At 50.6% G+C, this 24,612-nt stretch carries 22 protein-coding genes; 18 read left to right on the top strand and 4 right to left on the bottom strand.

Going from position 1 to position 24,612, the window contains the following annotated elements; all coding sequences use genetic code 11:
- Positions 1–40: 40 nt before the first annotated feature.
- The 15 genes from ACSR9A_RS22105 to ACSR9A_RS22035 all read left to right on the top strand — a co-directional run bounded on the left by ACSR9A_RS22105 (position 41) and on the right by ACSR9A_RS22035 (position 14,169).
- A complete protein-coding gene (locus ACSR9A_RS22105) occupies positions 41–466 on the top strand; it encodes a VanZ family protein (protein ID WP_473759482.1) in 426 nt (141 codons plus the stop codon).
- Between the two features lie 251 nt (positions 467–717).
- Positions 718–1,131 (top strand): hypothetical protein, encoded by a 414-nt coding sequence (locus ACSR9A_RS22100; protein WP_473760220.1) that lies wholly within the window; start codon positions 718–720, stop codon positions 1,129–1,131.
- A 150-nt stretch (positions 1,132–1,281) separates the two neighbouring features.
- Entirely contained in the window at positions 1,282–2,286 is a 1,005-nt protein-coding gene (gene ccpA, locus ACSR9A_RS22095; RefSeq protein ID WP_341282313.1) for a catabolite control protein A, read from the top strand.
- Between the two features lie 5 nt (positions 2,287–2,291).
- Complete coding sequence (locus ACSR9A_RS22090) at positions 2,292–2,990, top strand: 5'-methylthioadenosine/adenosylhomocysteine nucleosidase (protein WP_341282314.1); 699 nt, start codon at positions 2,292–2,294, stop codon at positions 2,988–2,990.
- Between the two features lie 311 nt (positions 2,991–3,301).
- A complete protein-coding gene (locus ACSR9A_RS22085) occupies positions 3,302–3,475 on the top strand; it encodes a lysine biosynthesis protein LysW (RefSeq protein WP_046230559.1) in 174 nt (57 codons plus the stop codon).
- A 13-nt stretch (positions 3,476–3,488) separates the two neighbouring features.
- Complete coding sequence (locus ACSR9A_RS22080) at positions 3,489–4,379, top strand: RimK family alpha-L-glutamate ligase (RefSeq protein ID WP_473759481.1); 891 nt, start codon at positions 3,489–3,491, stop codon at positions 4,377–4,379.
- Between the two features lie 81 nt (positions 4,380–4,460).
- Entirely contained in the window at positions 4,461–5,132 is a 672-nt protein-coding gene (locus tag ACSR9A_RS22075) for a degT/DnrJ/EryC1/StrS aminotransferase (RefSeq protein ID WP_473759480.1), read from the top strand.
- Positions 5,122–6,444, top strand: coding sequence for a DegT/DnrJ/EryC1/StrS aminotransferase family protein (locus tag ACSR9A_RS22070; RefSeq protein ID WP_473759479.1), 1,323 nt, complete (start codon positions 5,122–5,124; stop codon positions 6,442–6,444). The genes ACSR9A_RS22075 and ACSR9A_RS22070 overlap by 11 nt, the downstream gene beginning before the upstream one ends.
- The gene (gene argC / locus ACSR9A_RS22065) at positions 6,441–7,502 is read left to right on the top strand and encodes an N-acetyl-gamma-glutamyl-phosphate reductase (protein ID WP_473759478.1); all 1,062 of its coding nucleotides are present in this window, start codon (positions 6,441–6,443) and stop codon (positions 7,500–7,502) included. The genes ACSR9A_RS22070 and argC overlap by 4 nt, the downstream gene beginning before the upstream one ends.
- Positions 7,502–9,397: a M20/M25/M40 family metallo-hydrolase gene (locus ACSR9A_RS22060; RefSeq protein WP_473759477.1), complete on the top strand. Its 1,896-nt coding sequence runs from the start codon at positions 7,502–7,504 to the stop codon at positions 9,395–9,397. Before argC ends, ACSR9A_RS22060 begins: the two co-directional genes overlap by 1 nt.
- On the top strand, positions 9,360–10,166 hold the full coding sequence (locus ACSR9A_RS22055; RefSeq protein ID WP_473759476.1) for a 1-deoxy-D-xylulose-5-phosphate synthase N-terminal domain-containing protein: 807 nt from the start codon (positions 9,360–9,362) through the stop codon (positions 10,164–10,166). The genes ACSR9A_RS22060 and ACSR9A_RS22055 overlap by 38 nt, the downstream gene beginning before the upstream one ends.
- Positions 10,163–11,098, top strand: a complete 936-nt coding sequence (locus tag ACSR9A_RS22050; RefSeq protein ID WP_473759475.1) for a transketolase family protein — start codon at positions 10,163–10,165, stop codon at positions 11,096–11,098. The genes ACSR9A_RS22055 and ACSR9A_RS22050 overlap by 4 nt, the downstream gene beginning before the upstream one ends.
- On the top strand, positions 11,088–12,308 hold the full coding sequence (locus tag ACSR9A_RS22045; RefSeq protein ID WP_341282324.1) for an MFS transporter: 1,221 nt from the start codon (positions 11,088–11,090) through the stop codon (positions 12,306–12,308). The genes ACSR9A_RS22050 and ACSR9A_RS22045 overlap by 11 nt, the downstream gene beginning before the upstream one ends.
- 25 nt (positions 12,309–12,333) lie before the next feature.
- Positions 12,334–13,569, top strand: coding sequence for an ATP-grasp domain-containing protein (locus tag ACSR9A_RS22040; RefSeq protein WP_473759474.1), 1,236 nt, complete (start codon positions 12,334–12,336; stop codon positions 13,567–13,569).
- 48 nt (positions 13,570–13,617) lie between these two features.
- A complete protein-coding gene (locus ACSR9A_RS22035; protein ID WP_473759473.1) occupies positions 13,618–14,169 on the top strand; it encodes an NAD(P)H-dependent oxidoreductase in 552 nt (183 codons plus the stop codon).
- 47 nt (positions 14,170–14,216) lie between these two features.
- Here the strand turns inward: ACSR9A_RS22035 and ACSR9A_RS22030 are convergent, their stop codons facing one another.
- Together ACSR9A_RS22030 and ACSR9A_RS22025 are read right to left on the bottom strand one after the other, a co-directional pair.
- Positions 14,217–15,434 (bottom strand): acetoin utilization protein AcuC, encoded by a 1,218-nt coding sequence (locus tag ACSR9A_RS22030; protein WP_473760219.1) that lies wholly within the window; start codon positions 15,432–15,434, stop codon positions 14,217–14,219.
- Between the two features lie 49 nt (positions 15,435–15,483).
- On the bottom strand, positions 15,484–16,119 hold the full coding sequence (locus ACSR9A_RS22025) for a GNAT family N-acetyltransferase (RefSeq protein WP_473759472.1): 636 nt from the start codon (positions 16,117–16,119) through the stop codon (positions 15,484–15,486).
- Positions 16,120–16,297: 178 nt separating this feature from the next.
- Between ACSR9A_RS22025 and acsA the strand changes: the two genes are divergently transcribed.
- Positions 16,298–18,022, top strand: coding sequence for an acetate--CoA ligase (gene acsA / locus ACSR9A_RS22020; protein ID WP_473759471.1), 1,725 nt, complete (start codon positions 16,298–16,300; stop codon positions 18,020–18,022).
- A 92-nt stretch (positions 18,023–18,114) separates the two neighbouring features.
- On the opposite strand, the gene ACSR9A_RS22015 is transcribed toward acsA, so the two are convergent.
- Complete coding sequence (locus ACSR9A_RS22015) at positions 18,115–21,228, bottom strand: transglycosylase domain-containing protein (RefSeq protein ID WP_473759470.1); 3,114 nt, start codon at positions 21,226–21,228, stop codon at positions 18,115–18,117.
- 283 nt (positions 21,229–21,511) lie between these two features.
- On the opposite strand from ACSR9A_RS22015, the gene ACSR9A_RS22010 reads away from it, so the two are divergent.
- The gene (locus ACSR9A_RS22010) at positions 21,512–22,039 is read left to right on the top strand and encodes an NfeD family membrane protein (protein WP_473759469.1); all 528 of its coding nucleotides are present in this window, start codon (positions 21,512–21,514) and stop codon (positions 22,037–22,039) included.
- Positions 22,040–22,178: 139 nt separating this feature from the next.
- Positions 22,179–23,747, top strand: coding sequence for a flotillin lipid rafts scaffold protein FloT (gene floT / locus ACSR9A_RS22005; RefSeq protein WP_473759468.1), 1,569 nt, complete (start codon positions 22,179–22,181; stop codon positions 23,745–23,747).
- A 151-nt stretch (positions 23,748–23,898) separates the two neighbouring features.
- Here the strand turns inward: floT and rpsD are convergent, their stop codons facing one another.
- A complete protein-coding gene (rpsD, locus tag ACSR9A_RS22000) occupies positions 23,899–24,498 on the bottom strand; it encodes a 30S ribosomal protein S4 (RefSeq protein ID WP_341282332.1) in 600 nt (199 codons plus the stop codon).
- Positions 24,499–24,612 lie beyond the last annotated feature (114 nt).

Below are 24,612 nucleotides of genomic sequence, written 5' to 3'. Positions count from 1 at the left end.
CATTTCATATTGTCTTACCTATTGTATCGAAGGAGAACTTATGAAGCAAACCATAGCAAAGCGTACGGTAAGAGTGCTTCGCTGTATTCCAGCCGTATTCGGCATGGCAGCGATTTTTGCCGCATCAGCGACGACGGGCGAAGAGATGAATACGCTGCTGCCCTTTTTTCAAAAGCTGTTTCCGCAAATGGCGAGCTTTGATTGGGGACATTTTGTCGCATATTTTATGCTCGCTGCCACCATCGATTTCGCAATCGGTGCGAGAGCCGACCGTTTAGGCATCAAAGTATTGATCGTGTTGTTGTGCGGCATCTATGGCATTACAGACGAATTTCATCAATCTTTCGTAGGCGGCAGAATGCCGGATGCGGCCGATGTCCGCAATGACATGATTGGAGCGACTGTGTGGGTTATTCTAGTGGCACTGCCGCCAGTACGCCGGTTATGGCGGCGCATCGCTCGGTAATCCCGTTGTTTACACAAATGATATAAATCAGCAAAAGCAGCGGCCGAAAGACCAGGATTTATTGAAGTGGCAGCCCACGCTTTAATCGTTCATTTATCGTTGAATTATCGTTCATTTTCAATAGTAAAAATTACATAAGGCTGAAAGCAGGAGTTTTCGCGAAAAAGGTCGAATATTTTACGCATCTCAAATTATGAGCATAAACGGAGATGAAGGGCGGTACAGCCGTCCGCGTGAAGGAGTGGACCAACTTGGAAAAGCGGTGTCATTGTGGTGACATCATGAAGATGAAGCTGCGTACCGTCATTTATTCAGGGAAAGTGGAAATAGACAATGTGCCTATTTATTCCTGTGTAGCCTGCAGTCGAAGTGAAGTGTTTCCAGAAGTAAAGCCCGATTTGACGGGTCTGATTGCTCAACTGGGAGCGGAGCCAGAGAAGCAGACCTTTTTTTTCGATGAATGTAATGAATGGGCAAGCCTGCTCGTCATTGCGAGAAATACGAAGAAGCAATCCGATCCTGCCGCAGTGGAACGGCTTATTCAGGAGCGGATCGATGCGCTGCTGGACCTGCTGCTGCTTGCTCAAGGGCTTGAGGATGAAGGTTGGATAGCGGATATTACGAAGCGGCTGGGCCAAATCAGCCGGCCGACAAGGCATACATAATGCAATAAAGCGATGAGTTTGCAAGCAGATGCTTGTTCGGAAATGAAGGCGCCCCGGCGCTAACATTGCGAAAAGTAATATTTTGTCGTATGATTATTCTATTGTGCAGTGGGCGAAAGTAAAAAATCTGAGATAATGGAGAGAAGGACCTTGACGGTAACCATTTATGATGTAGCAAGAGAAGCAGGAGTATCTATGGCTACGGTTTCCCGGGTTGTCAATAACAATCCAAATGTGAAACCCGCAACCCGCAAGAAGGTTTACGAGGCCATTGAGCGTCTGGGATACCGTCCTAATGCGGTAGCTAGGGGCCTTGCAAGCAAGAAAACAACGACAGTTGGTGTCGTAATCCCCGATATTTCCAACGCTATTTTTGCTGAAGTGGCACGGGGTATTGAAGACATTGCGAATATGTATCACTATAATATTATTTTGTGTAATGCGGATAAGAAGAAGGATAAAGAAATCCGCGTTATTAACACGCTGCTAGAGAAGCAGGTTGACGGTTTGCTCTTTATGGGCGGTGCTGTAACGGAAGAGCATATGCAGGCGTTCAAAACAACGAATGTCCCAATCGTATTATGTGCAACTACGGATGAGAACGGTGAAATTCCTTCCGTTGATATTAATCATGAGGAAGCAGCTTTTGATGCGGTCAACAAATTGCTGGAGCAAGGCCACCGCCGGATTGCGATGATCAGTGGCACATTGCAGGACCCTGCGAATGGCTATGCCCGTTTCCAAGGGTACAAGCGGGCGCTGGAGACAGCTGGCATTGCTTATGATGACACGCTTGTTCGTATCGGCAACTATCGTTATGAATCCGGTATCGATGCCATGAAATATTTTATTGAGCTGGACGAGCGTCCGACTGCGGTATTCTCGGCAACAGATGAAATGGCCATTGGTGCCATTCATATGATTCAAGACTCCGGTCTGAGCGTGCCAGGCGATATTTCCGTTATTAGCGTAGATAACAGCCGTATGGCTTCGATGGTTCGTCCGCAATTGACAGCTGTTGCCCAGCCTATGTACGATATCGGAGCGGTATCGATGCGTCTGCTCACGAAGCTGATGAATAAAGAAAATGTGGATCACTCCAAAGTTATTTTGCCGCATGAAGTGATTGTGCGCCAGTCTGTTGGAGGGGTATAGGAAGTATGACTTTTAACAAAATAGGCATCATTGGGGCGATGGTTGAAGAGATTGAGCTTCTCGGTCAGCACGTCCAAGTAACCAAGGAAACGGTGAAGGCTGGCATTACTTATTACGAAGGCCAGTTTCATGGCAAGACCATTATTTATTGCAAATCCGGTGTTGGCAAAGTCAATGCTGCTGTATGTACACAAATTTTAATTGATTTGGGTGCGGATTGCGTGCTGTTTACCGGCGTAGCCGGAGCTGTTGATCCAAGTCTGAATATTGGTGATATTGTCGTGTCCACAAGCTGTGTTCAGCATGATATGGATTGCTCGCCGCTAGGCTTCGCACGCGGTGAAATTCCATTCCATGCGCGTTCGGAATTTGTGGCTGATGAGCGTCTGGTCCAGCTGGCCGTTGATTCGAGCAATCGCTTGTTTGAGGGACGCAGCTTGAAAGGCATCGTGTTATCCGGCGACCAATTTATTGCGAGCCGCGAGACGGTTGCGCTGCTGCGTGAAACGATGAACGGTGCTTGTGCGGAAATGGAAGGCGCATCAGTAGCCCATGTATGCGATATGAATGAGGTGCCCTTCGTGGTCATCCGCTCCATGTCGGACAAGGCTGACGGGTCTGCGCATGTCAATTTCCCAGAATTTACAGTGAAGGCAGCCAATAACTCCTACGCAATTATTGACGACATGCTTCGACATATGTAGTTCATAAGAAGGTACAAAACCGCCATCCGGGCACACGGGATGGCGGTTTTTGTCGTTGGAAAACGACGTTCAAAATAGGAAATAGATAGAAACAATTATATTCCGATAGGAATTATCTATTTTAATTGACAGCGATAGGAAAAGCATTGTACGATTCATCTTGCCACCAGCATTTTACTATTTTTGGTTAAATGAGGAGGAGAGAAGAAAAAAGATAGCCTAGAGCAGTACTGAGACGAATTAAAAGACAGAACATTCTGAAAATAAGGCTGTTGGCGAAAATTAAACTTTAGGATAGGTGGAGATAGGTAATGGCAGACGTTAGCTGTGTCGTATGCAAATCGGAAATTAGCGTGGAGTCGGATGCAATAAGTGGGGAAATCGTAGAGTGCTCGTCATGCGGACAAGAGCATGAGGTGCATGCTGTAAATAATAGCATTTCAGTAGCATTAGCTCCCGAGATTGAAGAAACTTGGGGCGAGTAGAGGAGCCTGGGGTATGAAGCAGACAAATACGGATATTTTGCTTTGTGTGACGAAGCTGCGAGAGGAAGAGAAGCGTATTTATGAACTGCTCCAGCAGGCTGGACACCATGTCCAGGTGAATTTGGATTCGATGGAGCTGCCGCTTGAGCAAGGCTGTGCCGATCAATATGGTGTCGCACTTATTCGCTGCCTCTCGCAGAAAAAAGCGCTAAGCCGCTCAACGATGCTGGAATTATCCGGCATTGAAACGATCAATTCGGTTAAAGCGATTAACATTTGCACGAACAAAATTCATCAAGCAATCGTGTTTCAAAAGCATAACATTCCGCAGCCCCGCTTCAAGGTCGCTTTTACAGCAGACAAAATCCTCGAATCGTTCGAGGATTTTGGCAACATATTTGTGATCAAGCCACCCAGCTCCTCCTGGGGAAGAGGCATTGCCCGCATTGTTGGCAAGGAATGCCTAGATGGCTGGATTGCGGCACGGGAATCGCTTGATCCGACCCAGCAGTCCTTTCCTGTACTCGTACAGGAATACGTGGACAAGGGGGATTATGATATTCGCGTTGTCATTGTCGGCTGGAAGCCAATCGTTGCATTTCGGCGGGTATCGGTCGACAACTGGAAGACGAATACGCATTTGGGAGCAGAGGTTGAGCCTATTGCTATCAATCAGGAAATAGAATGGATTTGCAGCAAGCTGACCGAGGTGCTCGGTGAAGGCATCTATGGCTTGGATTTATTTTATGACTATCAAAATAAACGTTATCTCGTATGCGAGGTCAATCAAAACCCGGAGTTTTCAAAGTCATGGAAAATTCATGGCGTCGACGTAGCCGCTCATATCGCGCTTTATTTGCAAGGGAAATTGGCATCTAGAACAAGGCAGGAGGTTAACGCATAACGCAGATTAGACGATGGAACTCGAGTTAAAACGATGAAACATGAACCATGAAAGCAAGCTAAGGATAAAGGAGAATCGGCAATGGCCCATACGACAATTATTACAGCTCCAGAGAAGGTGACACCAGTAATCAAAAAGGAGCAATATTTTTCTCTATCCTTTGTTTTATCCCGTGTGCTGAATTCCGGCGTCATCATGAGTATTGAAAAAAATGAGAGCGAGCTAAAGGGGCTTGAGAAAAGTATCGGCAAGCTGACACAAAGCAAATATGTCTCCTTGTTTAACAGCTATACGGGCGCGGTGCATGCCGCGCTCTGGGGACAGGATATCGTCCATGGCTCGCTGACACGCCTGGAGGGGGCGAGCGAGCAGGATCAGCGTTTTGCAAGCTGGCTCGGAGTAGGGCTGGTGACGGATCCGGAGGTTTCACAAGGCTTCGAGAAGGTTAGCGTTACGTGGGGAAATTTGCCCCGCATTGAGCAGGAGCTGCAGCAGTCGCCGGTGCTGGTGCTGGATTTCACGGAGCTTGGCTTCGGCCCCTGCGCCTCTATTTCGGTAAATGACGAGAGCGTCTGGACCAAGGCGGAGCGTCTGAAAATATTCGGCGCCTTCGACTTGAAGACGATGTGGACGCAGGAGGAGGCGGAACCGGACATTCAGCCGGGCGCACAATTCAACTATAGGCTCAGCCCGCTCGTGGCGGCATGCGTCAAACTATCGCTTTTAAGGAGGAACAGCAGCCATGAAGACTGATTTTATCCGCAAGCCGCTGAGCTTGCCGTCGGAGGCCTGGATTAACGAGCAGCTTGCTTATTATGGGGGGCCAGCGGTCATTCCCGAGGATAGCCGGAAGACGACCTTTCCTTCCATTACGAAAGAGGACATCGTGCAAATGCTAGTGTCTATTCAGCAAAGCCCGGAAGATGTGATCGATGAGTTTACGGAAAAATACCGCAGCTACGTGGGGGCGAATTATGCGCTTGCTACCGCAAGCGGAACATCAAGCCTGCATCTGGCACTCGTTGGCGTTGGCGTACAGCCGGGAGATGAGGTCATCGTTCCAGCGTTTACGTTTATTGCGACCGCACAGGCCGTTGTGGCGGCGAAAGCGATTCCGGTATTTGTGGATATCGATCCACTGACCTATAACTTGAATCCAGCGCTGGTAGAGCAGGCGATCACAGCGAGGACGAAGGTCATTATGCCGGTCCATGTCCATGGCTTGCCAGCTGATCTGGCTCAGCTTAGGGCGCTGGCTGACAAGCATCAGCTGCACCTAGTGGAGGATGCATCCCATGCGCATTCTGCCTCCATTGGCGGACAGCTGTGCGGCTCTATCGGAGATGGAGCGGGGCAAAGCTTAATGGCGGATAAAAACTTCCCCGTAGGCGGAGAGGGCGGCATCGCCTTCTTCAAGGAGCGGGAGGATTATGAACGGGCATTGAGCTTTTTGCAGGAGACGGGCATTGATTACCGCATGTCATGGATCGCGGCAGCGTTTGGCATTAGCCAGTTGGATCGATTGCCGTTTTATGATGCGATTCGGGCGAGAAATGCGAGCTATTTAACAACTATTTTAGCGCAAACGAAGCTGTTTAAAGGGCCGTATGTGCCTGAGGGGCATAAGCATAGCTACAATATGTACCGCATTAAGCTGGACCCGGAAGTAGCGGGGCTGGGAGATTTGCTGGATTATCAAGTGAAAGAGGCTATTCAAGAGCTGGCATCGAGCGAAGGCGTGTTTGCGCGGGAGTGGCAAAACGTGCCGATTCCGGGCCATCTGCCTTTTCAAAATCGCAAAGGGTTTGGCAGAGGGTATCCCTTTACACTGTCAGAGCGCAAAGACTTTGGCTACCACATTGACCATTTCCCCGAGACGCTGAAAATGCTGCGCTCGTCGCTGACCATTTGCCGGGAGCTGCGTTCGCCAATTGAATATGAGCGCATAGCCGCATATGCGCTGGCGTTTCAGAAAATAGACGCAAACCCGTCGATTATTCGTGAACTCGTGCTTCAGAACACGGCGGCCAAAAAATCATATGAGAGGGATGCGAGACTCGGATGAGTGTAATGGGTAGCAGCATGAAGCGCGTCGCCATTTTGGGCGGCAATGGCTTTACAGGCGGAGAGCTTTACCGGCTTGTAAAGCGGCATCCTTATTTTAAAGTGGATTTTGTATCCTCGGAATCAAAGGCAGGGCTGCCGCTGGATAAATTTTTTGTTTCGTCGGCGCGCCAGAAACGGTCGGAAGGCGGGAAATTTCAGAAGCTGGCAGAGCTTGCCGGACATTATGATTTCATTTTTTCCTGCCTGCCGACAGGGGTATTGCCACGCCATATCGACCATATTGCCGAGCATGCCGAGTATGTAATTAACGTCAGCGGAGATTATCGCCTAAACGATCAGGAGCTGCTGCGGCAGCATTATCCAGAAAGCCTCAGCCATCCAGCGAAAGGGGGCAGCCATTATTTTATTCCGGAGTTTAGCGACATTAATTTGGAGGCGAAGGTGGTCAATTTGCCCGGCTGCATGGCGGTTGCAACGATTTATACGCTGTTTCCGCTGCTGGCAGCTAATCTGATTGAACCGCGCGTCATCTCGGACGCCAAGACGGGCTCCAGCGGCGGCGGCAAGGCGAGCACGGAGCATCATGCGGAGCGCGCCCATAATTTTCGTCCTTATAAAGTGCATGGGCATCGCCATAGGCCGGAAATCGAATTTGCGCTCCAACAGCATCTGGAACGTTCCGTGGAGCTGCAATTTTCCGTGCACAGCCTGGATTTGCCGCGGGGCATTCTCGTTACGTCCTACTCGCTGCTGAAAGAACAAGCGAGCGAAATCGATGTGAAAAAAGCATTTTATGGCGCCTACGCGGCAAAGCCGTTTGTCCATTATTTCAATTCCAAAAACGGTTCCTATTCGTATCCAATGATCAAAACGACAGCAGGGACGAATTACGCTGAAGTTGGCGCTTATGTAGAGGGCCGCAATTGCGTATCGATCGCCTCGATCGACAACCTGATTAAAGGAGCGGCAGGGCAAGCCATTCAGGCTGCGAACCTTTACAGCGGCATTGCGGAGGAGGCGGGCTTACAATTTGAGCTAGAGGGGGCGTGGCCTTAATGTCGAGCCAGAGCTTGTATGTCATTAAACTTGGGAGCAGCACGATTATGCACCATCCCGAAGTATTTGCCGAGCTCAATGATCTGGTGCAAAAAGGAAAAAAGGTGCTGCTCGTAGCGGGCGGAGCAGAAGGCATCCGGCAAAAATACGAGCAGCTGAACCGGAGTATTCCGATTCTCGCTTTAGCGAACGGAGATGAGGCGCGGTACTGCTCTCCGTCAGAGATGCCGCTCATTCGGGCGGCATACCAGGAGTTTATTTTAGCGAAGGTCCATGAGCAATTAAAAAGCTACCAGCTCAAAGTATTCGCCCAAATCGGCGGGGACAACGAGGTTGTATTTGGACAAAAATCGAAGCCGGTCAAAGCTGTCATTGATGGCAAAACCGTTATCGTTCGCGATTCCCTGTTCGGTTCTTTTACAGGCTGCAACGTCGATTTTCTACAGGGTGCCCTGCAGGTGTTTGACGTCGTATGCTTGACACCGCCTATTTATGACCGTGAGCTAAGCGAATACATCAACATCGATGCGGACATGCTGGCCGCTCATCTTGCAACCGAGCTTGGAGCCGAGCATCTGCGATTTATTACAGGTACGGCGGGTCTTTTGCAAAATGTAGATGAACCAGCTTCTACGATATCCGACGTCTATCTGGGCGATGAAATTCATTCCATCAAAGGACGGATGAAGCAAAAGGTACGGGCGGCGAATCACGCCATCAGTAAAGGCATTTGCGATGTAAGCATAACAGGTCCGCATTCGCTGAATCGGCCGGGCACGGGCAAAACGTGGTTTTGGAATATCCAGCGGGATACCAGTGGGACGGATTTGCTTAGAAAAGCGATTCGAATTCCATCGGTTTCCGGCGACGAGTCAGAGCTTGCGAGCTATTTGCTGAATGCCGTTCAGCTGCCAGGGGTAGACGGCTTTGTCGACGAGGCGGGCAATGTAGTGTTCCGCAAAGGAAATGGGCCTAATCAGCTGCTGCTGCTCGGTCATCTGGATACTGTGCCCTATAATTGGCATGTTACCTGTGATGCTGAGCGAATTGCTGGCCGCGGAACGGTGGATGCCAAGGGCAGCCTGCTGAGCTTCATTCAAATGCTGTATGATGCCGAGGTGCCTGAGGATGGCTCGCTGCTGGTCATTGGGGCAGTGGAGGAGGAGGTATCTTCATCCAAGGGGGCCTTTTACGTAAGGGATCATTACCGGGCGGATGCGGTCATTATCGGCGAGCCGAGCGGGGAGGACAGCTTGACGCTCGGCTATTACGGGCTTTACAAGCTGAGCATTTCAATTAGTAAGCCACAGGAGCATTCCGCTGGCAAGGACAGCGTTAGCGTGCTGGATCAGCTTTATACGATAGTGGCGGATATCCGGGAGCAGGTAGGAGGCGTTGATCCGAGCAGTTTGTCATCTCTTATTGACATAAAACATAGTAATCATAATGGAATGCTTGGTTCTACGGGCATTTTGAATTTTCGAATTTCTCCGCTTGCGGGCAAGGATTATGCGAAGCAGATCCAGCTTGATTATGGCGATGGCGTGTCTGTAGCGGTGCTGCGTGCTACGCCAGGCTTCGCAAATCCTCGCAACAGTCCATTAGTTAAAGCCTTTGTACGCAGCTTTGCGAGCAAGGGGAAAGCGATTCATTATATTAAAAAGCGTGGAACAAGCGATATGAACACGCTGGCTACGACCTGGGAGGACGTGCCGATGGTCGCCTACGGCCCCGGTGATGCAAGCCTCGACCATACGAATGAGGAGTATTTGCTGCTAAGCGAGGTACATGGCGCGCGAGCCATTTTACAGGGAGCCATCGAGGAATGGTATCGCCTAAGATCGGAGGAGGGTTCCTATGGATACGTTGGTACAGCTGCCAAATCGTTCAGCTGAGCCTGAAGAGCTGCTGGCGAAGGCGCAGGCTGCACGCAGCTCTATTATCGATATGGCGGCCCGCGAGACGGGCTGCCATATCGGCGGCAGCTTGTCGGTCATCGATTTGCTCATTGGCGCCTATGCAAAATATCATCATGACGCGGATACGGCCATCGTGCTGAGCAAAGGGCATTCCGCAGCGGCGTTATATGCGGCGCTGTACCAGTATGGGATTTTGTCCGATGATCCTGCTGCCTCCTACGGCGGGGCAGATTCGCTGTTCACCGGGCACCCCAACCCGAAGCTGCCGGGCATCCCTTTTGCCACCGGCAGTCTCGGGCATGGGGTAGCCTATGCAGCCGGCTGGGCGCTTGGACAAAAGCTGCGGCGCACGAGCGGGGTTGGCATTGCCATCGGCGGTGATGGCGAGCTTCAGGAAGGGCTATGCTGGGAAACGGCACAACTCGTACAGGCGAAGGGCATTACGAATTTCATTTATGTCGTCGATTGCAACGGGGGGCAAAATGATGGCCTGCTAGCCGACATATCGCCGCTGCCGAATTTGCGGGAGCGCTTTGAAGCCTTTGGTTTTCAGGTGAAGGAGATCGACGGCCATGATCTCGGGCAAATTATTGCAGCGCTGGAGCCAGGCGGGGAGAAGCCGCTGGCGATTTTGGCCCATACGGTGAAGGGCAAGGGCGTAGCTGCCATAGAAGGCAATCCACATGCCCACTATGCCAAAATATCTGAGAAAATAGCGCTGAAATGGAAGAGGGGCTTGCAATGAGCAGCTTGGCAGCAAGAGAGGCCTATAAAGATGAATTAACGAAGCTGGCAGCGGATAATGCGAACATTATTTGCTTAGAGGCGGATTTGGGCGGAAAAGAGCATCCTTTTCAGCAAAGCTATCCGGATCGTTTCTTCAATCTAGGCATAGCAGAGCTCGCCAGTGTAGATATCGCTGCGGGGCTGTCGAAGGCAGGCTTCGTGCCGTTTTTCTCGACCTTTGCTTCGTTTGCTGCTTTGCGGGCAGCGGAGGGCGTAAAGCTGGCGCTAGGATATATGGGTGAAAATATTAAAATCGTCGCGGCCTATGGCGGAGTGTCGGGCGGCTGGTTTGGGACAACGCATCATTGCTTGGAGGATATCGCGGTTATCCAGACGTTCCAGAATATTCGCATCGCTTGTCCGCATGGGGAAGCGGAGACGAGGCGGGTTGTGCAGGAGGCGGCAGCGTCAAATGAGCCCTACTACATCCGCCTGTCTCGCAATGACAAGTTCGATAGTCTCGCCCGTGATGAGTCGAGCAACTGCCGCGAGCTGCTGTTTGAAGGCGCTGTGCGCAGCGAGGCAAAGCTATGCCTGGTGTCGATTGGCGAGCAGGCCACTGAAATATGCAGCCGGATCTATCAGGAAAATGAGCGGGTCAACCATGCGCATCTTTGCTATGTGGATCGCGACAGCCTGAAGCGTTACAAGGCGGAGCTGCAAGCGGCAGCGGGAGCCTTCCTCGTCGTAGAGGAGCACCGGGCTGCTGGCGGTACAGCGTCCAGTCTCGCTCTGCTGCTGCCGGAGAGCCGGGTCTATTCGCATGATTGCGGCGAGGAATGGCCGATATATGGCGGCAGCCATGCAGAGGTGCTGCACTATTTAGGTTTTGGCTATGATGCGCTGACAAGGCAGATCGCAGAGCTCGGAGGAGATGCCGATGATATTTAGCGTGCTGCGGCCAGCGAAATTCCGTTATTTTTTTCTCTCGGACATTATTTCCGGCTTCGGAGTTGGGATGAGCACCATTGGCGCCAACTGGTTTCTAATGGACCAGACGGGTTCAATCAGCGCGATTGGGTTTATGCTGTCGCTCAATGTAATCGCCGGCTTTCTAATTTCGCCGTTTGTGGGCAGCTTGACTGACAAATTTAATCGCAAAGCGATTATTCAGTGGACGTATTTCATCAGGGCGGCAGCTGTGCTGGCTATTATGGGCTTGTTTTTATGGACCGGATTCCGCATTGAATATTTGTATTTATTTACGATTGTGAATGGCATGGGCTGGACCATCTATATGTCGGCCTCCCGCAGTCTGGTGCAGGAGCTGCTGCCTGAGAAGGATTTGATCAAGGGCAATTCCTTAATTGAAATCAGCCTGCAGGTCGGCATGTTCATGGCGGGTGCAGCATCGGGCGTGCTGTATAAATATTCGGGCTTTGAGGTGATTTTGCTCATTAATGCGCTTGTGTTTATCGTCAGCAGCCTGCTGCTGTACCGGGTCAGCTATGAAGCGATTGCAGTCGAAAATAAAAAAGAATCGTTTGTTTCCAGCTTTAAAAATGGACTCAGCTATTTGGCTGAACGCCCGTTTATTTTTTTCCTCGGCGTCATCGCTATTATTCCGTTAGTGTCCACGATGATTTATAATGTCGTGCTGCCGGGTTATGTGAGCGATGCTGTCAAGGGAGATTCGGTCGTATTCGGCCTTTCGGATATGTTTTATGGCATTGGCGGGCTGTTATCGGGTTTCATTGCCGCTCCGCTGGCCGCGAAATTATCGAAAAATACGACGATTGCTTTATTTTTCGCCGTAGCCTTTGGCGTATTAATCGCTGTCGCGTTCAACACATTTGCGTTTGTCCTGTATTTGGGCAGTATGCTCATCGGCCTCAGCAATTCCTCGCTGCGAATCGTCATGACGACAACGCTGATGGAGGAGGTATCGAAGTCCTATATGGGCCGGGCGATGTCGGTATGGATGGCCATTTCGCTGCTGCTTCAGACGGTATCAGCTTCCGCTCTGGGCTTGCTTATCGACCGTTATTCGGCAGCTGTCGGCTTTCTCTGCATGGGTGGGCTGATGCTCGTGGGGCTGATTTTGCACCGGATGCTAGTTGCAAGCAGCGGCGTAAAGGCGAAAAAAACGCTGGAGGTATAAATTTATTAACTAAAGGAGAATAGCTATGACCAAACCCAAAATCGTCGCTTTTGTTGAGCCGAGCTTCTACGGGGTGAGCTTTGCAAGAGCGGCCTTCCAGCAGGGATGCACGGTAATCTCGATTGTATCCTCTGTGGATAACCCGCGCACGTATGGCTATGAGGGCATTTACCATGATTTAATTGTTGCGGATATTAGAGATGAGGAGTCCGTTTACGAGGCAATCCGCGGCTCAGCGTATTTCGGCAAGCTGGATGCTTTAATTCCGGCGACAGACTATGCCTCTCATTTGACGGCAAAGGTCGCAGAGCGGCTGGGGCTTAGAAGCGTGCCTTATGAAGCGGCGTTAAAATCAAGAAATAAAGATTTGGCCCGCGAAGCCTATGAGGCGTTTGGGGTGCCAAGCGCAAAATACAGGAAGGTGAGAACCTATGAGGAAGCGGAAGCAGCGGCTCGTGAAATTGGCTATCCAATTGTACTTAAGCCGACCAATTGTGCAAGCAGCCAAAATGTCTATTTTATTTCCGGGCAGGATGAGCTGAAGGAAGCGATGGCGATCATCTCGGATTTTAAAGTAACGTATATGGATTTCAAAGTGAGAGAGGAATATTTGGTTGAAGAATATTTGGAGGGCCAGGAGTTCAGCGTGGAGATTTTTCTTGAAAATAGCGAGCCTGCGTTTGCGGTCGTTACCGAAAAAATAACGTCGCCGCTGCCTTATTTCGTCGAGGTGGCGCATACGCTGCCGACCTCCGTGCATACGGATAAACAAGCGGAAATTATTGATACGGCGGTAAGCGCGCTGCGGGCAATTGGAATTACGGATGGTCCTAGCCATGTCGAGGTGAAGCTTTCAGAGCAAGGTCCGCGAATTATTGAAGTGAACGGCAGGCCGGGAGGCGACAATATTTCCTCGGATTTGCTCGTTCAAGCGCTTGGTGTAGATTTTTTTGAAGCGACCGTACATTATTATTTAGCAGAGCCTGTAAATGTTCATGCCAGCCGCAGCCGGGCAGCGGCGATCGCTTATTTGCTGGCCGAGAAGGACGGCACCGTTGCCTCCGTAGAAGGTCTTGAGCATTTGCAGCCGGGAGACGCTATCGTTCGTTCGCATATTTCGGTGCAGCAGGGGGACCAGATTTCCGTAGCTAAAAGCTCGGATGACAGGCTCGGTTATGTCATAACTGTGGCGGATACACCGCAGGAGGCGAAGCAGGCCGCACTTGATTTAATAAGCAAGGTAGAGCTGGTCTATCAGTAGCCTAAGCAGGCTTGCGATTTTAAACAAATACAGGGGGACTGCAAGCAGATGACGAACATTTTGATTGTAAACGGACATGATTATTATGACAGAGCGCAAGGGAAGCTGACCCAGACGCTCATTGCAGCGGCGGTCTCACAGCTCTCTGAGCAGCATGCTGTTCAGACAACCACGGTTGCAGAGGGCTATGAGGTGGAGCAGGAAATTCAAAAATTCCAATGGGCCGACGTTATTATTTTTCAGACGCCTATTTATTGGTTCAGCATTACAGGCCTGCTCAAAAAATATATCGACGACATTTACCTGCCGAATATATTTTTCGGCAAAGCGGTAGAGTTTGGCCGTGGCGGGCTGCTCACCGATAAAAAATATATGCTGTCGCTCACATGGGGAGCGTCCGCTGCCGCTTTCTCGGTTCCAGCGGGCTTCCTGGAAGGAAAAAGCGAGGACGAGGTGCTGTTCAGCGTGCATAAAACCCAAGAGTATTGCGGGCTTAAGCAGCTGCCCACCTTCTCGCTTTATTCTTCCATGCGTGAGCCTGATGTGGGAGATGGCTTAGCGAAGCTTAAGGAGCATTTGAAAAAGACCTTCGAGCTTTGAGTCGGAGCGAAATTCATAGCTAGCCCGCCCCGTTCGGTCAAGCCAGCTTATAAATCTTGAATAGCAATTTCGCAGATGGCACGATTTTTGGTTTCAATTTCACTACGGCGGGGAATGGGCGGAATATGCGCCAAATCATCCAGCCACCATTCGGGCAGCTCACTAGGGCTGCTTTTTTGCCATTTATCGAGCCACTGCTGGGGCAGTCGCAGCTTGCTCTCAAGAAGGGGCTGCGTTTTCTCCAATCCCGCAGCAGCTCTGCTCGCAAGCTCCAAGGCGATAGGGTGATCGGTCATGGTCAGCCATACAAGTGCCCAAGCACGCGGAACGACGCGCCATAGGTCATAGCCGCCGCCGCCAAGCGCGACCCATTTGCCGCCCGCAAACGTATGGGCCAGCTCATGGATAATGGTAGGCATTTCGCTATAAATGCGCATGCTGCAATGAATATGCGACAGCGGATCATAAGCGTGAGCATCGCAGCCATGCTGGCTAATAATAATGTCGGGCCTGAAAGCGGCCGCGACCTTCGTAATGGAGGAGCGGAAGCATTCCAGCCACGAATCGTCCTCCGTATAAGGCTCCATGGGCAGATTAAAGCAGGTGCCTACGCCCGCATCGGTGCCTTTTTCATACACATAGCCGGTGCCGGGGAAAAGAAACTTGCCCGTCTCATGGATGGAGTAGGTGCATACATCGGGATCATTGTAAAAAATCCACTGCACCCCGTCGCCATGATGGACATCGGTGTCGATATAAAGCACCCTTGCGTTGTACGTTTCCCGCAAATGCTTGATGGCCACGGCTGCGTCATTGTAGACACAGAAGCCGGAACCGCGCTCTGGAAAAGCGTGATGCAGCCCGCCTGCCATATGATAAGCATGCAGCGTCAGCCCGCTCATCACCTGCTCCGCCGCTTCTACAGAACCGGCAACGATAGCTGCGGCTGCGTCATGCATGCCCGGGAAAAAAGGCGTATCCTCCGTATCCAGCCCAAATTGCCCGGAGCTGTCTTGCTCTTCTAGTGCAGGTGTCTGCGTGCTGAGCTGCCTAACTGCTTCTATGTAGTCCTCGCGATGCGCCAGCGCGAGCATTTGGCTGCTTGCTTGGCGGCTCGTCTCATGCCATTGCTCCTCGGGGAGCGCGCCCAGCGTTTGAAGCAGGTCGACCGTAAGCGTCAGCCTGATCGGATTAAAAGGATGCTCCTCGCCAAATTTATAAAGCGAGCAGTCTGGCTGATGCACAAAAATAGCATTTGACGGCATAAGCATAAACGAATCACGTCCTCCTCCGGCTCATTACGCCGATCTATCCTTAATACATAAACCGCTGCCGAAACCGGACGCGGTCAAACTGTTCGATTGATGCCAGCGGTACTTCGCTGCCAATCCGCACCATCAGGCAGTTGGCGGGATGGGAGCATATTTCCGGATCATCCGTTGCATACCAAATCATATCGACTGACTTCATCAGCTTTTCCATCATCGTGCGATAGTCCCAGACGCTGAGTCCCGTGCTTTTCAAATCCCAATGCCAATAATATTCCGTTGTAAAAATAATCAGGTTTTCCAACTGCTGCTCCGCGAAGGCGAGCTGGATCATTTTTTTGCCGAGCCCATAGGAGCGGTAGTCATTAGCTACTTCGACAGCGCCAAGCTCGACCAAATCGATCATACTTCCTTCGGACCACCGCTCCAGCTCATCGGGATAATGGAAGGTGACATAACCGACGATGCAACCGGCTTCCCGGGCCAAAATAATGCGCCCTTCCGCCAAACCGGCGATTTCGACTAGCGCTTCATGCTGTTCCGCAGGCCTGCGAAATGCATCAAGGTCCGGATGCATAGCAAGCAGCGTTAGCTGCTCAGCAGGAACAGGCCCTTCCAGCACAAGCTCCCGGCCGTCTGCGAGTATCATTTTGTCTTGCTGGTAGTGTTTGCGATGCTGCAAGGCATACTCCCCTCTCTGTGGTGCTGCCTAAATGGTAAAGCTTGTTCTACTAATGGTTATAGCAAACATTCAGCCAAATGAAAAGCATAGTCGAAAATAAAGCAGATATGTTATAATCGTCCATGTAAGCGTATTCCACTCGGTAAAGGTGTAATAGATTTGATGGGAGAGTGATAGAATGTCTGATCTACATCAAGAGCGAATTCCAGCAGTAGCTAATAATTCTAACCTGGTTGATTATGATGAAGCTGTAAAAACCTTCCGATGGGAAACGATTGAGCAGCAGTTCAGCTGGCACCAGACCGGAAAGGTGAATATGGCTTATGAAGCGATAGATCGCCATGTATCTGTTGGCAAGGAGGACAAGGTTGCCCTTTATTACAGCGACAGCTCACGCGACGAGTCATATACGTTTGGGCAGCTGCAAGCGCAATCGAATCAATTTGCGAATGTGTTGCGGGGGCTCGGCATCATGAAGGGCGAGCGCGTATTTGTGTTTATGCCGCGAACGCCTGAGCTGTATATAAGCGTGCTCGGAGCGCTCAAAGTCGGCGCCGTTATCGGCCCGTTATTTGAAGCGTTCATGGAGACGGCAGTCAAGGATCGCCTTCAAGACAGTGAAGCGTCTGCGATTATAACGACGCCAGCGCTGCTCAGCCGGATTAAGCGCGATGAAATTCCATCGCTGCGGCATATTATCGTTTATGGCGATGAGGTGCAGACAGATGACGTAATCGTCGATTACGCCGCTGAGATGCAGCAGGCATCGACCGATAGCGAGATCGAATGGCTCGGACGCGAGGATGGCCTTATTTTGCATTATACATCGGGTTCGACTGGCAAGCCTAAAGGCGTCTATCATGTGCAAAATGCAATGATTCAGCATAAATATACAGGCCAGATTGTCCTCGATCTGAAAGAGGATGATATTTACTGGTGCACCGCCGACCCGGGCTGGGTTACGGGAACTTCCTATGGCATTTTTGCTCCATGGCTTAATGCAGCTACGATTGTCGTAAGGGGAGGCAGGTTCAGTCCAGCGGATTGGTACGGCACGATTCAGAAATACGGCGTCACCGTCTGGTACAGTGCGCCAACAGCGTTCCGCATGCTGATGGGCGCAGGAGATGACGTCGTATTAAACTACGATTTGTCCAGCTTGCGACATGTGCTCAGCGTGGGCGAGCCGCTTAATCCGGAAGTCGTTCGCTGGGGGATGAAGGTTTACCAGCAGCGCATTCACGATACGTGGTGGATGACGGAAACGGGCGGACAGCTGATTTGCAATTACCCGTCGATGACGATTAAGCCAGGCTCCATGGGCAAGCCGCTGCCGGGCGTGGAAGCGGCGATCATTGATAATCAAGGCAATGTGCTGCCGCCATACCGTATGGGCAACTTGGCTATTCGCACGCCTTGGCCATCGATGATGCGTAAAATTTATAATAACCCTGCCAAATACGCGGAATATTTTCATCTGGAGGGCTGGTATGTATCGGGTGATTCCGCCTATATTGATGAGGAGGGCTATTTCTGGTTCCAGGGCCGCATTGATGATGTAATTAATACAGCAGGCGAGCGAGTAGGGCCGTTTGAGGTGGAGAGCAAGCTCGTTGAGCATCCAGCGGTTGCAGAAGCAGGCGTTATTGGGAAGCCTGATCCGATGCGTGGCGAGATCATTAAAGCTTTTATCGCCCTGCGTGAAGGCTATACGGCATCCGATGAGCTGAAGGCGGAAATTGCCCAGTTTGTGAAAGTGGGCTTGTCTGCACACGCGGCACCACGAGAAATTGAGTTCAAGGATAAGCTGCCGAAGACGCGCAGCGGCAAAATTATGCGTCGTGTGCTGAAGGCATGGGAGCTGAATTTGCCAACAGGCGATTTATCTACGATTGAGGATTAAAGAGAAAGCTCAAAAAAGCTCCGGTTCCATGCAACGTTAGTTGCGGAACCGGAGCTTTTGCTTTAGAGCGATTCATCTGTGAAAAATAACGTTTAACCGCCAATGCTTGCTTTCGAGGAAGGAGCAGACTGCCCGGCAGCGTTCTCCGCTGTCACATAGAACGTTCCTAATGCAAGCGGCGAGGCGTAGACGAAGCTCGTCTCTGCGGTAGTACCTATTTCCACATACTTCCCATCATTGGCTGCCGCAAAATAAACATGGTACACCTTGACTTGCTCGCCGGCTGCACTTGCCTGCCAAGACAAGGTAACGCCTGTTTCATTGCCTTGTGCGGAAAGGCCAGCAGGGGCTGCTGGTGCAGCCAAGCCGGTTTCCGGCGTTGGCCTTGCATCAGGTCCTTGCCCTGGATCGCCGCTTTGCTCAGGTGGCTGTACCGGATTCAGCGGATCAGGGATAACAGGTGCGACAGGCGCTTTGCCGAAGCGGGCAATTTGGCTAGGTGCCGATTCCTTGCCGGCAACATCTATTGCTGTAACATAAAAGCTGTAGCCATTGCCCGCACTGACGGTGAAGCTCGCGCTGTAGGTGTCTCCGAGCAGGATGGAATTTCCTACTTTGTTAAAGGAGCCTTCGTTAACAGCTTGATATAACCGGAAGCCAACGACATCCTTCTGGGCCGGAGCGGAGAAGGAGAGGCTGACTACACCTTGACCAATCGAAATGAGTGCTACATTGCCCGGTGCACTTGGCGCACTTCCGTCATCCTTACGAGGATCGACCTTGGAAGGCGCGTTTTTGCCTGCATCCGTCGGCAAGTAATAGCTTAGCGCTCGGCGGCTGTTTGCCGGAACGCGGGAAAGCACTTTGCTGATTTCATCCATAAGCTCGTCAAGCGGCTTCTTGCGCTTAATAACCGTCTGCTGCGAAATGAAATCGGAAGGTGTTGCATCTTGAGCGACATAATTGACGCCGTTGTAGCGTATGAATGACATATTCACAAGGGCGTCATCCGCTTGCTTAGGAATATATTTTTTGTTGAACCAGTCGGTTACGAGCATGCCTGCTGATCTTGTTAATGCCGTTGGCAGCTTGCCGCTGGCACTGGATACAGTAGCTTTAACAATGCCATCAGGCTGATTGAACGCCTTGGTCGCAAACATCTCCGGCTTCTCATCGGCAAGCTGATTCATCATCTTCGCCCAGATTTCGCGGGCGCGCTTGCGGCTGTCGCCTTCGAGCGTGTAGATCGGCTTCTCATAGCCGGCCCATACGCCAAGCGTGACATCAGGGGTGAAGCCCATGAACCAGACGTCGCCGTAGTTTTGCGTAGAGCCCGTTTTGCCCGCATACGGGATCTTGCCGTAATTTTTGAGCCGCGAAGTAAGTGAGTTCGCTGTGCCGCTTGGGCTGGAAATAACGGTGCGAAGCATATCCGTCATCAAGAAAGCAGTCTGCTCGGAAAATACGCGAGTCGGCTCGTGCTGATGCTCGTAGACGATTTTTCCATTAGCATCGGTAATCTTCGCGATCATATAAGAATCATTGTACAGGCCTTGATTCGGAATCGAGCCATAAGCGCTCGTCAATTCTTCAACGGATACCCCGATGCTGAGTCCGCCGAGAACGCCAGTCTGTGCTGCATCATCTTCTGGCTGCAGCGTTGTAATGCCGAGCTTTCTAGTAAACTTCCATGCTTCCTTAATCGTAACCTCATCAAGGAAAATCTTAAGCGCTGGCAAGTTAAGCGAGCGATTGAGCGCTTCGCGAGCGGTAACGAGACCGCTGTAACGATTATTTGCATTTTTTGGAATATGATAGCTGGAACCGCTGTTTTTCAAAATAATCGGCGCATCATCCAAGACGCTTGCAGGTTGGATCAGCCCTTTATCAATGGCTGGCAAATAGGCGGCGATAGGTTTCATCGTTGAACCCGGCTGCCGAGTCATCTGAGTGGCAAAGTTCATCTGCTCCTCGTAAAAATCACGGCCCTCCAGCATGCTAAGTATAGCTCCGGTTTTATGGTCAACGAGGACGGCTGCGATTTGCTCAATGCCTTTCTCCTTGCTGTCCGGAGTGAAGTTGCTCGGATCATTTCCGATATCTCGCATCATTTTATAAATGTCTTTGTCAATCGTCGTATGAATCTGATAGCCGCCACGGAGCAAATGCTCGCGGGCTTCTTCTATAAGATCGGCGTTTTCCTTCTTGCGAAGATCGGCTATGGTCAGTGTCGGGTCCTGCTGCATGAGCATAACTTCCGCCGCCTGACGCTCAGCTTCCAGCATGAGGTAAGGATACGTCGTATAGGCTTTCGCTACTGGCTTCGCGAGCGAGCCGCGAATATCGAATTTTTTCGCCTGATCATACTCCTGCTGAGTAATGCGTCCGGTTTGGAGCATCCGCATCAATACGGTCGCTTGACGCTCGATTGCGAGGTCAAAGCCGCCTTCATTGAACTGTCCTTTGCCGTTAAAAGCGGTATAAGCGGAAGGACGCTGCGGCAGTCCGGCCAAATAAGCCGATTGCGCAATGTTCAGCTTGCTCAAATCGGTAATGCCGAAAACACCTTTGGCGGCCGCCTTGATCCCATATAAATTGTAGCCGCTTGAGCCATTTCCGAATGGTACTTTATTCAAATATGCCGCAAGAATTTCTTCTTTCGTCAAGTAACGCTCCATTCGTAAAGCGAGAAAAATTTCCTTCACTTTACGGCTGTCGGTTACGTCCAGGCTTAGAAATACGCGGCGTGCCAATTGCTGGGTAAGCGTACTGCCGCCCGTCTGCGTATCTTCATTAAGCAGCTTTTGCTTAACTGCCCGTCCCAAACCGTTCACATCGACGCCATAATGGGTTTCAAAATTATTGTCTTCAATAGCAAGCACGGCGTTAATGACTTGCGGGGGAAGCTCATCGTAATCAACTAGAATACGATCTTCTTCCGTACGAAGCTGTCCAATAAGGGTATCATCATTAAAGAAGACAAAGCCTGTAACTGAGTTTTCGTTTATTTTCTCTTCAATTAAGGTTCGCGGTCGAACTTCTTCTCCTTTAACCAAAGAGGCCACATAGCCCGTTACGGCTCCTCCCGTTAGCAAACCGACGAATATGACGAGGTAACAGAGCCACTTTACTGTTAGCCATGTTACGAGTCCAAATGTACGCCAGCCGCTTCTGCGGGATGATGATGGTTGTTGATCTTCCTGCATATGAATTAACTCCTCCTCCAATACACCCAACTATTATAGCATAAAACACCATTTCGAAAAGAGGGAAGATGATTGACTTCACTCATTTGCTATGTTATGGATACACGAAATTCTACATACCCATTTATCGGAGGGAATAATTAGTAGGAAGAAATGAAATATAGCATGAGGTCTGGGACAAATTGTGCAAGCTTATTTGATTTTTTGAAACAATTCCTAAGGAATTAACGTAATAAATAAAAACAGTTATAACAGCATTTGGTTGTAGAGAGGGGGGGACAAAGTGGAGGCGTTGTTCTGGGGCTGTCTGTTCGGCGGCGTGCTTTATGCAATTGTAAGCGTTATATTTGGTGATTTTCTAAGCTCTGCTTTTGACGGAGCACTCGATTTCCTCGCCAGCGAGGGTTATGGCTGGCTTCAGCCTACCTCGCTCGTAGGCGGTATTACCGCCTTTGGCGGCGCAGGGCTGCTGCTGCAAAAATATTCACCACTGACAGCTGGAATCGTCCTTGTCATTGCTGGATTAGTCGCGATTGTCGCAGGCGGAGGCGTTTATTTCCTATATGTGAAGCCGATGAGCGAAAGCGAAAATTCCACAGCCATTTCGATTCATGATTTTACCGGGCGGCTAGGCGAAGTATTGGTACCGATTCCGGCGATAGGCTGCGGCGAGGTGCTGATGCCGGCAGGGGCGGGATTTTCCAATCAAATTGCCGCAAGCTTTGATGGCGAACCGATTCCAAGCGGCGTCCGCATTGTCGTGATTGAGGTAAAGGAGCATACGCTGTATGTTTCTCAGCTTGAAATATAGGAAAGGGTATGATTTCGCCATCCTTTCTCTATATTTCTCGGAATGAACTGCGCCGCGCCGCCAAAGGACGGCGAGAGCCGTTTCACCTTGATCCACTGTTATAACTGGCGATTTGACAAACAGAGAGGAGCTTGATGCTATGCCTGAATTTTTGCTTATTCCCACCATTGTCGTTGCTGTATTCGTCATTCTAGGACTCGCGTTCTGGGCCCGCTACAAAACCGTTAGCCCAGATGAGGCGATGATCGTAACCGGCTCATTTCTTGGAACCCGCAATGTCTTGACGGATGATAGCGGCCGCCGCATTAAAATCGTCAGAGGCGGAGGCGCTTTTATACTGCCAATCTTCCAGAAGGCCGAATTTCTTTCTTTGCTTTCCCATAAGCTTGATGTATCTACTCCAGAGGTTTATACGGAGCAGGGCGTTCCCGTTATGGCCGATGGCGTCGCGATCATTAAAATCGGCGGTATCGTAGAGGATGTCGCAACAGCTGCCGAGCAGTTTATGGGCAAGCCGACAGAAGAGCTGAAAAGCGAGGCGCAGGAAGTGCTGGAAGGCCATTTGCGGGCGATTCTTGGTTCAATGACAGTAGAGGAAGTGTATCGTAACCGCGATCGGTTTGCCCAAGAGGTACAAAGCGTAGCGGCCAAAGACCTGAAAAAGATGGGACTGCAAATTGTCTCCTTTACAATTAAAGATTTGCGAGACAAGCACGGTTATCTCGATGCGCTCGGCAAGCCTCGTATCGCGGCAGTGAAGCGGGATGCGGAAATTGCACAAGCCGAGGCAGTGCGGGATGCAAGAATTAAGAAGGCGAGTGCCGAAGAGGAAGGGCAGAAGGCTGAGCTGCTGCGGGATACAAATATCGCGGAAGCGGAGAAAATGAAAGAGCTCAAAGTCGCTTCCTTCAAAAAAGACCAGGATACCGCGAAGGCGGAAGCGGATCAGGCCTATGCTATTCAAGAAGCTCGTGCGAAGCAGAGCGTCGTTGAAGAGCAAATGAAAGTTGAACTTGTGCGTAAAGAACGGGAGATTGACCTCGAAGGAAAAGAAATTTTGCGCAGAGAGAAGCAATATGACGCCGAGGTGAAGAAAAAAGCGGATGCCGATCGTTATGCAGTCGAGCAGGCGGCAGAAGGGGAGAAATCCAAACGGCTGCGCGAGGCTGATGCGCTCCAGTACAGCATCGAAGCTGAAGCGAAGGCTATGGCTGAGCAGAAGCGGCTGGATGGCTTGGCCGTAGCGGATGCTGATCGGGCCAAAGGTACTGCGGAAGCCGATGTAATCAGGCTGCGGGGGCTAGCGGAAGCCGAGGCGAAGGAGAAGCTGGCAGAGGCATTCGAGAAGTTCGGAGAGGCTGCGATTCTCGATATTATTGTGAAAATGCTGCCTGAGCTGGCAGGCAAGGTCGCTGAGCCAATCAAAGGCATCGATAAGCTGACGGTTGTCGATACCGGCAATGGCGAAGGGGCGATGCGTCTGAGCAACTACGTTACTTCCCTTATGGCAACAGCGCCAGAAATGCTGAAAAGTGTAGCAGGCATTGATGTTAATGCTTTAATGAAGGGATTGACGACGAAAAATACATCATCCCCTGCTCCAGTGCCGCCTGCTGCAGCTCCGGCGATAGCTTCCTCAACGAGCGATGCATTGATTCAATTGCTGGCCTCAAAGGAATCTAGCCAAGAGGAGAACAACCAGCCATAATAAGCAAACAAAAAAATCCCTGGCATCAGAAGATGACCAGGGATTTCCCTTAAAATATAGGAAAGAATATTGTAACAATATTCTTTCTCTATATTTCTCGGAATGAAACGCGCCGCGCCGCCAAAGGACGGCTTTCGGCCGTTTCACCTTATTAACGGCTGTAGAACTCGACGATTTGTTTAACGTCGATTTCTTGCGTCAACTCAGCACGCTCTGGGAAACGAACGTACTTGCCTTCAAGCGCTTGGTCGTTAAACTCAAGGTAATTAGGCAGGTGATGACGGCCTTCCATAGCTTCTTTGATCGTTTTCAGACCACGGCTGCGCTCGCGCAGGCCGATTACGTCGTTAAGCGATACGGTGTAAGAAGCGATGTCGACTTTTTTGCCGTTAACTGTAATATGACCGTGAGATACCAATTGGCGCGCACCAGCACGCGAGTTGGACAGGCCAAGACGGTAAACGAGGTTATCCAGACGGCTTTCCAAAAGAACGAGGAAGTTGTCGCCGGAAATACCTTTCAATTTAGCTGCTTTATCGAACAAGTTGCGGAATTGCTTCTCGTTCAAACCATACATATGGCGCAGCTTTTGTTTTTCTTGCAATTGAACGCCATAGCCGCTCAATTTCTTGCGTTGGTTCGGGCCGTGTTGGCCTGGTGGAAATGGACGTTTGAGATCTTTGCCAGTTCCGCTCAGGGAAATTCCAAGGCGGCGGCTTAATTTAAATTTAGGTCCTGTATAACGTGACATGCGTCGTGTTAACTCCTTCAACAAATGGGATTTTTGAAGATGGGGTTGTGTTTCGCGGAACAAGCTCAAATGCTCAAGTCAAAACTTAGAGCCTAACAAGCACCTCAGCCGCAG

The sequence above is a fragment of the Paenibacillus sp. R-74696 genome (assembly GCF_055814915.1).
This window is presented reverse-complemented; position numbering and strand designations above follow the sequence as displayed.